The sequence below is a fragment of the Novosphingobium sp. 11B genome, from assembly GCF_054589055.1.
This window is the reverse complement of record NZ_BAAILP010000027.1, coordinates 24,930-35,598: the sequence shown is the minus strand read 5'-3', so window position 1 is coordinate 35,598 and position 10,669 is coordinate 24,930. Positions and strand designations below refer to the sequence as shown.

Here is a 10,669-nt window from a genome sequence, read left to right as displayed (position 1 = left end):
GCGAAGCAATCCAGGGCAGTCTCAAGCCGCCCTGGATTGCTTCGCTGCGCTCGCAATGACGAGGGTGGAGTGATTGATCCGATCACACTCCTCCATCGCCGTCGCCGCTCGCAATCTTCAGATGATAGCGCGCATAGCGCCGCTCCCCCACCCGCTCCAGCGCGCCCAGTTCGACCAGCTCGGCCAGATCGCGCGTCGCGGTGGCGGAGGCGGCGTCGGTGATCGTGCGATAGTTGTGCGCGCTCAGGCCCCCCGCGAAACCGTCCGGCCCCTCGGCCATCATGCGGATCAGCGCCTTTTCCTGACGCGGGTTGATCGCGCCCTTCAGGCGGTCGAGCAGACGGGTTTTCTCGATCAGGAAGCGGATGCTGGCGATCGTGCGGCCTTGCGCTTCCAGCACGGTATCGGCAAACCAGTCCATCCACGCATCGATCCGGTTGCTCTGGCTGGCGCGCTGCAGCTCCGCGTAATAGGCTTTTCGGCGCCAGTTGATGGTGGCGGCAAGCGCGCTCAGCGTCGGTGCCTCCAGGCTCTGCGCCAGTGCCTTTTCCGCGATCGCGCGGCCGAGGCGGCCGTTGCCATCCTCGAACGGATGGATCGTCTCGAACCACAAGTGCGCGACGGCTGCGCGGGTGATGGCGGGCAGCGGCGTGCCCCCTTTCGGCCCGCTCGCGTTGAACCAGGCGATGAAGCGCGCCATCTCTGCGGGCACGCGGTCCGACGGCGGCGCCTCGAAGTGGACGCGCGGCGCGTGCAGGGCGCCCGAGACGATCTGCATCGGATCGGCATGGGTGCGATAGCCGCCGATCTCAGCCAGATCGCGGCGGCCGTTCATCAGCATCCGGTGCCAGTCGAACAGCACCGCGTCGTCCAGCGGGTCGGCATAGCGGCGGTAGAGGTCGGCCATCAACTCGGCCGCGCCCGCCTCGGCCGGGCTGGAGCGGCGCCGGTCGGCGACGAAGCCGAGTTGCCGCGCGATCGACGACTGGACGCTGGCGCGGTCCAGCACTTCGCCCTCGATGGCGGAGCTTTCCACCATCTCCTGCGCGATCAGTTCGATCACGACGCCTTGACGGGCCTCGCCGTCGAGGTGATGCATGGCCCCGACGACGACGCCCGATCCCTTGAGGAACCGCGCCTCGACCGCGCTCAGGGACGCCGGGTCGAAGGTGAAGTCGGGCCAGTCGGGAAGCTGCCAGTTCCAGCGCATGATCGATGGGATACCTTTCTATCGATCATTATATGGCATTATTTTGATTTATTGAAGGGCCACTCATCGATCAGCCCCGCGCATAAGATCGCACCCGCGACCGTCCGGTGCGCGAGCGTCCTATGATGAACCGATGCCCGTTCCCGTGACGACTTTCTTCCCGACCCTTGCCGCTCCGGGCACGCCTGTGCCGAGCGTCGGGCATGCGGAAACCGGCGCTTTCCTCGCCGCGCTTGAAAGCGTGGGGGCGAGTGCCGGGGCGAAGATCGACGAAGCTGCGCAGGCGGGCGAGGGGCCGCCGGTCGCGGAGCAGGCCCTCCCGCTTTCCGGCCGGATCGCGCCGCAAGTCGCGGCGGTGACTGTCGCGACGCAGCAGGTCCCGGCCGAGCCGGTCGTCACACCTGCCCCCCCGGCGGCGACCGAAACACCCGTCGCTCCCGCCGAGCCGGTTCCGCCGCGCGCCGGGACCGAGGCACCAGCCATTCCTGCGACCGCGTCAACTCCGGTGGCGACGCCGCCGCTTCCGATCGCATCGTCACCGGCAGACCCGACATCCGAGACGGCGGTGGATACCTTCAAGGCGCAGGCACCCGCGACCACTCCCGCAGAGGTCATGGTGGTGGCCGCCGAACCGGGCCTCGCAGACCCGGAAACTCTCGCGCCGGTCACACTGGCCGAGGCGACGCAGGCCGAAGAGGCTGCGCAGCCGGAGGCCGCCATCGACGCGGCCCGTCCGGCAAAGCGCAAGACCACCGCGACGGCCAGTCCGGCGCCGTCCTCTGCCTCTGCCTCTGCCTCTGCCTCTGCCCCGGCGCCCGGAACGCCCGTCATCGCGGCGATGGCCCCCGCTCCGACGACGCCCGCCGACCCGGCGCCGACAACCGCCGCGCCCCAACCCGAAGGGCCGCGTCCCGCCGCGCCCGTCGCCCACGCCGCGCCGCAAGCCGCTGAGGACACCGCGACGCCCGTGTCCGAGGCTCGCGTCTCCGCCCCGCTGTTCACCCAGACGCTGGACGCCGCGACCACGCGCCATCCGGCCGCGCTCCCTTACGACACCGCGCGCCCGGCAGCCGCCGAGGCCAGCGTGACCGTGCGTGAGGGCCGCTTAGGCGCGGACGTCGGCGTCGCCATCGCGCGGGCTCTCGATGGCGGGCCGGACGGCCTGCGCGACGCGCTGCTGATCCGCCTCGACCCGCGCGAGATGGGCCGTATCGACGTGCGCATGGGCTTCGACGAGGACGGCACCCTGCGCGCCGTGGTCTCCGCCGACCAGCCCGCCGCGCTCGACCTGCTGCGCCGCGAGAGCACTCACCTCGACCGTGCGCTCAGCGATGCGGGCGTACGCGCCGATGCCCAGTCGCTGCGCTTCGACACTTCGGCCAACGGCGGCGGCGGCTTCGGCAACGGGACGGGCCAGCATCGCCCGTCCACCCGTCCGCAAGGCGCGGCCGCCGAGTTCACCGGCGCGCAGGAAGAGGCCGCCCCCATCCTGCGGTCGCTGCGCGGCAGCGGCAATCTCGATCTCATGGCATAAGGCAGCACGACAATGACGACCGTTACCGACACTGCCTCCGCCTCCGCCTCCTCGGGCACTTCCGGCACCACCAGCAAGACCGCCGCCGCCTCGACCAGCCTGCTGGCCGACTACAACCTGTTCCTCAAGCTGCTGACCACGCAGATGACGAACCAGGACCCGCTCGATCCGATGAACACCTCGGAGTACACGCAACAGCTGGTGCAGTATTCGCAGGTGGAACAGTCGATCCAGCAGACCGGCAAGCTCGACGACATCCTCGGCCAGCTCCTGTCGCAGCAGATGGCGCAGGCATCGAGCTACATCGGCCGCGAGGCGCGCTTCGACAGCGCGGTGGCGGGGCTGGGCGACAATCCCGCCAAGTGGACCTACTATGTCGACGGCACTCCCTCCACCGTCACCGCGACGATCAAGGACGCGCTGGGCGGCACCGTGGCCACCGTTACCCTCGACCCCAGCGAGACCCAGGGCACCTACAAGTGGGACGGCACTCAGACCGACGGCACCAAGGCCGCGGCGGGCGCCTATACCCTTTCGATCAACGCGCAGGCCGCGAACGGATCGACATTGCCGACCACGATCAACTCGGTGGGCGTGGTGGACGACGTGGTGACCGACGGGACCAGCATCATGCTGGGTGTCAACGGCATCCGCCTGTCCGCGACGGGGCTGGTGGCGCTGACGGCGCCTTCGACCTCGACGAAGGAGTGAGGGCATCCTCCCTGTTCCGCAGGAATGGGGAGGTGGCAGCCCGCAGGGCTGACGGAGGGGTTCTTCCCCCTCCGCCACCGACTGTGTCGGCGGTCCCCCTCCCCATCGCTTCGTGACAGGGAGGACTATCTCAATCCATCGCGTCGCTGCGTTCGCGCACGGCTGCAGGCTCTCCCGCCGCGCTCTGCTGCAGGGTAGTGTCGAGCCGAGTGCAGCCGGGAATGCGCTCGGGCAAGGCGAGCATCATCAGACAGTCGGCGATAGAGGGGTCCTCGATCGGGCCGATCAGGTCCTCGACCTCGTCCTGCGTCAGGTCGGACTGGCTGAGGCAGCGCAAGGCGGCCGCCTGCCATAGCTGCGCGGGTGCATCGACCCGGAGCCTGAGCGAAAACCAGTATTCCTGCTGCGCCGCGGAAGTCCGGGTGCTGCCGTCACCCAGGCCCCAACTTGAATTATCCGCCATCCGCGCTCTCAAAGTACCGCACCGAATTGCTTCGGCCCGCTGCCCCTGACCCGAGAAGTAAGGTCGCCCCTGCTTGCCGATGGTAAACGCAATATTCACCAGTGACCCGCAATCTCCGACACTATACTATGCAATCGATCTTAAAAGCCGCGCCTCGGCAATAAGGCGTTGATAAATCCTCCGTCCGGCTTGCTCCGCAGGGTGGAGATTCACGCTCCCCGCTGCGGCGCGGGATCGATGTCGAGCGAGGCGGGCCGCGTCGTCGGCGCCTTGTGCGGGGTGAGGTGGACGGTGCTGGTGGGGAAGGCGATGCCGACCTCGGCCTGCTCCAGCGCGGCAAAGATCAGCAGCAGCAGGTCCTGCCGGATCACCAGGCTCTCGTCGAAGGTAGCCGCCTCGATGTACGAGAATACCTCGATGTCCAGCGAACTGGCGCCGAAGGCCTTGAACCGCGCGCGGGCGCCGGGCTTGATGATCCGGTCGTGCGCGTTCAGGACTTCCTCGATCAGCTCCACCGCCTCCAGCAGCTTGGCCGAGCCGATGCCGTATTCCACCCCGATCGTCGGATTGAACAGAAAGCGGTCGCGCTGCGCGTAGTTCTCGATCTGGCGCGAGGAGAAATCGCCATTGGGGATGGTGACGACGGTGCGCTCCAGCGTGCGGATGCGGGTGGAGCGGATGCCGATGTCCTCGACCGTGCCGGTGACGTCGCCGACCTTGCAGAAGTCGCCCACCTGCACCGGCTTGTCGGCGATCAGGGTGACCGAGCCGACGAGGTTCTCGACCGTCTTCTGTGCACCCAGCGCCAGCGCGATGCCGCCGATGCCCAGCGCCGCCACGCCCGTCGTCACGTCGATCCCGAAGGTATCGAGCACCGCGACCATGGCGATGAACAGCAGCAGGATCTTGGCCGCGCGCCGGATCAGCGTGACGACCGAAACCGCCTGCCGCCGCTCCTGCCCGGCCATGCGGCTGATCAGCAGGGCCGAGACGGAATCGACCATGCGGAACAGGAACCAGGCCAGCGCCACCCAGGCGAAGATTCCGATATAGCGCAGCAGCAGTTGCCGCGCGACGATCGAGACCGGCATCGACCCGGCCCAGAAGGTGAAGACCACGGTGGCGAAGAACAGGCTGAGCGGCGGCATCGCCGCCTGGGTCAGGCGGTAGACGCGGCTGTTCTCCTTGTCGGCGATGATTCGCCCCATCGTGAAGAGCAGCCCTGCGTTGACCAGCTGGAAGCCGAGAAACACCAGCGCGGCGATACCCAGCAGGCGCACCCAGTCCTCCAGCGAAGCGCCGGCGATCTCCGGCCCGGCATCCACGGCCTGCTTCGTTTTAGGTTGCAGCGTATGGGCGGCCGCGCTCGTCTCGCGGGCGATGCGCCAGATTCGCGCGCCGGAGCGGTTGGTGCCGTGCGTCAGCAGGATCGGTGTCTTGGCCGCATCGCCAAGGTCGCCTACGCGCTCCTGCGCGGGCTTGAGCCCGTCGTCGAGGACGCCCGCCGGATCGTTCGACAGCGCCCCGAACGGCAACAGCGATCCGCCCGCGTCGAGCACCGCCTGCATCTCCTTCGCGAGTTGCTCCCCGTTGGAGCGGGCCTCGAAATAGTTGGCGGCCAAAGGATAGTCTCGCTCTGCCAACGCCGCGAGCAGCCCCGACACGGCATCGCGCGGCGTCTCGCGCCCTAACGGATCGGTCGGGGGCGCGGCGGCGGGTGCCGGAGTGGCTGTGGCCGCGTCCGTCCCTGTCGTCTTGGATTCCTCGGCCTTGGGCGTCGGCAGCAGCTGCGCCTGGGCCTGCGAGGCGATCAGGGCGAGAAGGAATAACGCCCAAAGCCGGGCCAGTTTGCGCAACATTGGGAAACGGTCTCCTGAAGCTCGGTGTGAGCGGGCGCTCCAGACGCGAAAGCTCCGCGCATTTCCAGCGAATATGCGCAGACGAGAGCCTCACGCGCGGCAACCCGTGCTTATGCCCTCGCAATGCCGGTGGAATGCGACAGTCGCAAGACGGGAGGACTGGGCTGCCAACGCGCGAGGATTGGCAGCCTCATTACGCGAGCCGTCAGGCATGCATCAGAAACGGATATACCCCCACAGCGCCGCGCCGCAGGCACCTCATGCGCTGGCAACGAGTGCAAGGTCGGAAAAAATCCCTGTGTTTCAGATTGCTGCTTGTGCCAGAACCGCTTTCCAGCGTGCATCGAGCAGGCTCTTTCCTGCAGACTTGCGGGTGCGGGCCACCAGTGAGACGCCGCGCAGCGTGATGCTGTGGCCGCCCAGCCAGCGACCCGCGATGCTGTAACCGATGTCGTAGATCGCCAACTCCTCACGGAGTTTGCCGTCAGCCAGGAAATGGGTAGTGACGAGGACTGGCAGCTTCTCGTCACCGCGGCTGCTGTCAGGCAGTCTGGCTCGGCTGCGGGCCTTCTTGAGCGCGTTTTCAAACCATCGCGCCTCAATCCTAGGTTCTCCCGTGGTTTCCGCGGCAGCAAGAGCGAGTGCGCTGGGAAAGGCGATACTCTGGCTCTGAACCGATTGCTCGGGCGATGCGGGCTTCAGGACCAGTTCGTCCTCATTCGTCCGGGCTGCCACAAGAGTGAGCATCGCCGCCTTGGTGGAAGCGCGCCGGGCATCGGCGTTCTTTCCGGCTTCAGTCTCGCTGCGCTGGCTCCAGCTGTTCCACAAGGTCAAGCCGGAGATGGTGACCGCGATCACCGTAAGTACTTCGCCCAGCGTAATCCAGCGGCGGCGGATAGCCGCCGCTTCATCCGCGCGGGCCTCTGCCCTGGTTATTGGCGGAGGGGACTTGGCGGCGGAATTGGGGGAATCGTCAGTCACGAGCAGGTTCGAACATCTGTCGCTCCAGGCGTCAAGGTACAGATGTCCCTTCGTGATTTCTTACGTGAACCCTTTGTGGTCGAGTGCGCCCTGTGCGTTTTCGCAAGTCGGAGGCAGCCGATATCGGTCGAGGGCCAAGGTCACCACCGATCCCTGCCGATTCGCGAGGTCAGCGGTGACAACACGCGGGCCGGCTGGCTCAATTGCTGACTAGGCTGCTGCTGCTTAGGCTGCGATCTGCCCGCTGAGCGCGCTGGCCGCAGCCTTGAGGACCTCCTTCAGCCGCGGCAGTTCGTTGCGTAAGGCTGCGCCGATCCCTATCGCCACAAGCGCATGGCTGGGTCTGCCCCCCTTCCATACAGGCGCGGCTACCACCGTCACCCCTGACAGGTAGTGCCCTGCATCCAACGCGACACCTGAAACGCGCGCGTCGTCTACCTGCGCAAGCCAGTCTTCCCAGCTTGGTGGCTCGTCCCAGCGCAGCTGATCAAATCGCGGTTTCAGTTCGCTTTGCGGGTACCCTCCGAAAGCGGCGATGCATCGTCCGGTTGCTGACACTAACGCCGGGAAACGGCTGCCGACTTGCGTCGAGAGCTGGAAGTTCTGGCCCGATTGCGACATCGCTGTGACGATGATGTGGTCCAGGCCGAAGACCTGGACCCCCATGGCTGTCGTACCGAACTCGCGGGCGATGCGGTCCAGAGCGGGCTGGGCAAGGTCGTTGAACTGATCCTTGCGCAACCAGGCACGAGCCAGTGTCAGCACGCCGGCATCGAGAGAATAGCGTTTGGTGTCGGCATCGAAGGCCACCAGATCCTCTGTCACCAGGGCGCGCAGCACATACAGACACGTGCTGGGTACGAGGCCGAGTTCACGGGCGATCGCCTGAACGCCGAGAGGCGCACCATGCTTGCCCAGCAGGCGCAGCACCGCTGCCGCCCGGGCGATGGCTGGGGCCTTGCTGGTCTTAGCTGTATCAATACCGCTTTTCATTCAATATATAGAATAACATTCAATATTTACAAAAACAAGGCCGTTGTGGCAGCAGTGCTGAACACAAGGACAACCTTCGTCGCGGCGATTCGACCCGGCGGAAATGAGCCAGGGGACAGGACGGTTGATGGCCAAAATGATTTCAGGGCTGACCGACTACACGCGCTATGCTGATGCACAGGCCCATGCTTCGTCGGCGGCGCTGTGGGAGTTGTTCGACGGCGACCGAGAGTACTTCAACATCGCGCATGAATGCGTGACCCGCCATGCCGACGGTTCGGAGCGCGACGCGGTGCGGATCGCCCATGCCGATGGCGCGGACGAAGTCCTGAGCTTCGACACGATCGCGAAGGGCGCGGCGCAGTTCGCGCACTGGCTCGATGCGCGAGGCGTGCGGCCCGGTGAGCGGATCGCCTTCATGCTCGAGCCCTCGCTCCCCTTCTACGTGTGCCTGTTCGGGGCGATGCAGACCGGGGCGATCTCGGTTCCGCTGTTCACCCTGTTCGGGCCCGACGCGCTGCGTTTGCGCATCGGCGACTGCGAGCCCGAGATTCTGGTCACGAATGCCGAAAAAGCGGAGCTTGCACGCTCGGTCGCGGTAGACGGCAAGCCAAAGGTGATCGTGGCGGACGAGGCTTTTCTCGCCTCGCTTGGGGATCTTCCAACCAGCTACGAGCCCAGAACACGCGCCAATGACATGGCCGTGTTCCAGTACACCAGCGGTACGACGCGCGAATTGCCCGAGGCGGTGAAGCACTCGCACCGCACGCTGGTGACGCTGATGTTCGCCGCGCTCTACGGCACCGGCATCCGGCCCGGGGACGCATTCTTCTGTCCCTCGAGCCCGGCTTGGGGGCATGGCCTGTGGCACGGAACACTCGCCCCGCTGGCGCTGGGGGTGACGACGGGGACGTTCGCCGGCCGCTTCGACCCGGTGCGGCTGATGCGAGCACTGGACGACTTTGGTATCACCAACATGTCGGCGGCCGCGACGCACTACCGCATGATGAAGAACAGCGGCCGGGCGGCGGACTTCACGTTCCGCTTCGACAAGCTGTCGTTCACCGGAGAGCCGATCGATCCGGCGACGCTGGAGTGGATCGACCAGTGGTTCAAGGTGCCGGCCTGCTCGATGTACGGCACCACCGAGATCGGCGTGGTGCTGGTGAACTACCCCGGCGCGGAAGACTTCCCGGTCAAGCCCGGCGCGCTCGGCAAGGCGGTGCCGGGGCAGCGGCTGGAAGTCCAGCGCCCGGACGGCTCGGTCTGCGATCCCGGTGAGATCGGCGAGCTGATGCTGTGGCGAGCCGGCACCTGGATGACCACCAAGGACCGCGCGAAGACCGACGCGGACGGCTATTTCTACCATTGCGGCCGCGCCGACGACGTCATCATTTCGGCCGGCTGGACGATGAGCGCAGTCGAGATCGAGAACACCATGCTGCGCCACGACGACGTCCTCGAATGCGGCGTGATCGGCGTGCCCGACGAGCAGCGCGGGCAGGTGGTGAAGGCCTTCGTCGTCTCGAACCGCGCCGCCGACGACGCCTTTGTGCGCGAGCTTCAGGACTTCACCCGCGAACGCCTCGCCCAGCATGAATTTCCGCGTCTCGTCGAGTTCGTCGACGAGCTTCCCAAGAACCCCGCAGGCAAGGTCCACCGCAAGATGCTGCGCGACCGTGAAGCCGCGAAAGACGCCGAAGCGGTCGGCTGAGACATCCAGGAGAGCAGAGAAATGGCCACCACAGCAGAACCGAAGAACAAGTTCCCCAAGATCACCGAGGAGGGGCTCGACGACCTGCGCCAGCGCATCGGCGTAAAGATCGAGAACACCGTCGAGCCATGGAACTACGAGGCCACCCGCGACGCCATCCGCCACTATGCCCACGGCATCGGCGACGACAATCCGTTGTGGTGCGACCCGGAATACGCCGCGAAGACCAAGTACGGCTCGCTCGTCGCGCTGCCTTCGTTTCTCTTCACCACCAGCCGTATCATCTCGGGCTATTGCGGTGGTCTCTCGGGTGTCCACGCGATGTGGGCGGGGGCCGACTGGACCTGGCACAAGCCGGTGCTGCGCAACGATACCATCAGGGTCGAGGCGTACCTGAAGGATCTGGTCGAGCACCAGACCAAGTTCGCGGGCCGCTCGTTCCAGCAGATCTACCACGTCGACTTCTACAACCAGCACGGCGACCACGTCGCGGGCGCGGACAGCTGGGTGTTCCGCACCGACCGTGACGAGGCGCGCGAGCGCGGCACCAAGTACACCGAGGCGCGCGGCCGCGTGGAGCCCTTCACCCAGGAACAGCTCGACGAGTTCTACGAGATCTACGACCAGGAAGAGCAGCGCGGCGCGGTGCCCCGCTACTTCGAGGACGTGAATGTCGGCGACAAGCTGCCGCCGATGATGAAGGGCCCGATGACCGTCACCGGCTTCATCTGCTACGCACAAGGCTGGGGCGGCCTCTACATCCGCGCCAACAAGCTGGCCTACAAGATGCAGAAGGCGCATCCCGGCCTCGGCATCCGCAACCGCTTCAACGTGCCCGACTGCCCCGAGCGCGTACACTGGGACGAAGCCTTCGCGCTCGAGGTCGGGGCGCCGGGCGCCTACGACTACGGCCCGGAGCGCTGCTCGTGGCTGACCCACCACATGACCGACTGGATCGGCGACGACGGCTTCCTGCACAAGTCGAGCTGCCAGATTCGCCGCCACAACCCGGACGGCGACGCGATGGTCATCACCGGCGAAGTGACCCGCAAGTTCGAGGAGAACGGCAAGAAGTACGTCGAAGTGGCGCAGAAGGCGACGACCCACCGCGGCGAACTGTCGGCCTTCGGCACCGCCGTGGCGGAATTGCCCTCCAAGGCGTGATGCAGGGGTGATCTTGTCCGCCGCCGGGCCTAGTCTCGGC

The 10,669-nt window shown here is 66.5% G+C and carries 9 protein-coding genes; 4 read left to right on the top strand and 5 right to left on the bottom strand.

Annotated features, from left to right (window positions below):
* Positions 1 to 82 precede the first annotated feature (82 nt).
* Positions 83 to 1,210 (bottom strand): Fic family protein, encoded by a 1,128-nt coding sequence (locus tag ACYPYD_RS02275; RefSeq protein ID WP_459661905.1) that lies wholly within the window; start codon positions 1,208 to 1,210, stop codon positions 83 to 85.
* Between the two features lie 145 nt (positions 1,211 to 1,355).
* Between ACYPYD_RS02275 and ACYPYD_RS02270 the strand changes: the two genes are divergently transcribed.
* Both ACYPYD_RS02270 and ACYPYD_RS02265 read left to right on the top strand, forming a co-directional pair.
* Positions 1,356 to 2,744 carry a flagellar hook-length control protein FliK gene (locus tag ACYPYD_RS02270; protein WP_459661904.1) on the top strand — a complete coding sequence of 463 codons (1,389 nt, stop codon included), beginning with the start codon at positions 1,356 to 1,358 and terminating at the stop codon, positions 2,742 to 2,744.
* A gap of 12 nt (positions 2,745 to 2,756) precedes the next feature.
* Entirely contained in the window at positions 2,757 to 3,455 is a 699-nt protein-coding gene (locus ACYPYD_RS02265) for a flagellar hook assembly protein FlgD (RefSeq protein ID WP_008831926.1), read from the top strand.
* A 130-nt stretch (positions 3,456 to 3,585) separates the two neighbouring features.
* On the opposite strand, the gene ACYPYD_RS02260 is transcribed toward ACYPYD_RS02265, so the two are convergent.
* The 4 genes from ACYPYD_RS02260 to ACYPYD_RS02245 form a co-directional block, all read right to left on the bottom strand.
* The gene (locus tag ACYPYD_RS02260; RefSeq protein ID WP_156799856.1) at positions 3,586 to 3,918 is read right to left on the bottom strand and encodes a hypothetical protein; all 333 of its coding nucleotides are present in this window, start codon (positions 3,916 to 3,918) and stop codon (positions 3,586 to 3,588) included.
* 209 nt (positions 3,919 to 4,127) lie between these two features.
* Complete coding sequence (locus ACYPYD_RS02255; protein ID WP_069708437.1) at positions 4,128 to 5,777, bottom strand: mechanosensitive ion channel family protein; 1,650 nt, start codon at positions 5,775 to 5,777, stop codon at positions 4,128 to 4,130.
* Positions 5,778 to 6,080: 303 nt separating this feature from the next.
* Positions 6,081 to 6,758 (bottom strand): hypothetical protein, encoded by a 678-nt coding sequence (locus ACYPYD_RS02250; RefSeq protein WP_459661903.1) that lies wholly within the window; start codon positions 6,756 to 6,758, stop codon positions 6,081 to 6,083.
* Positions 6,759 to 6,983: 225 nt separating this feature from the next.
* Positions 6,984 to 7,751 carry an IclR family transcriptional regulator gene (locus ACYPYD_RS02245; RefSeq protein WP_459661902.1) on the bottom strand — a complete coding sequence of 256 codons (768 nt, stop codon included), beginning with the start codon at positions 7,749 to 7,751 and terminating at the stop codon, positions 6,984 to 6,986.
* Between the two features lie 127 nt (positions 7,752 to 7,878).
* On the opposite strand from ACYPYD_RS02245, the gene ACYPYD_RS02240 reads away from it, so the two are divergent.
* The gene (locus ACYPYD_RS02240) at positions 7,879 to 9,465 is read left to right on the top strand and encodes an acyl-CoA synthetase (protein ID WP_459661901.1); all 1,587 of its coding nucleotides are present in this window, start codon (positions 7,879 to 7,881) and stop codon (positions 9,463 to 9,465) included.
* Positions 9,466 to 9,486: 21 nt separating this feature from the next.
* Positions 9,487 to 10,629: an FAS1-like dehydratase domain-containing protein gene (locus tag ACYPYD_RS02235; RefSeq protein WP_069708434.1), complete on the top strand. Its 1,143-nt coding sequence runs from the start codon at positions 9,487 to 9,489 to the stop codon at positions 10,627 to 10,629.
* The last annotated feature ends 40 nt before the right edge of the window (positions 10,630 to 10,669 follow it).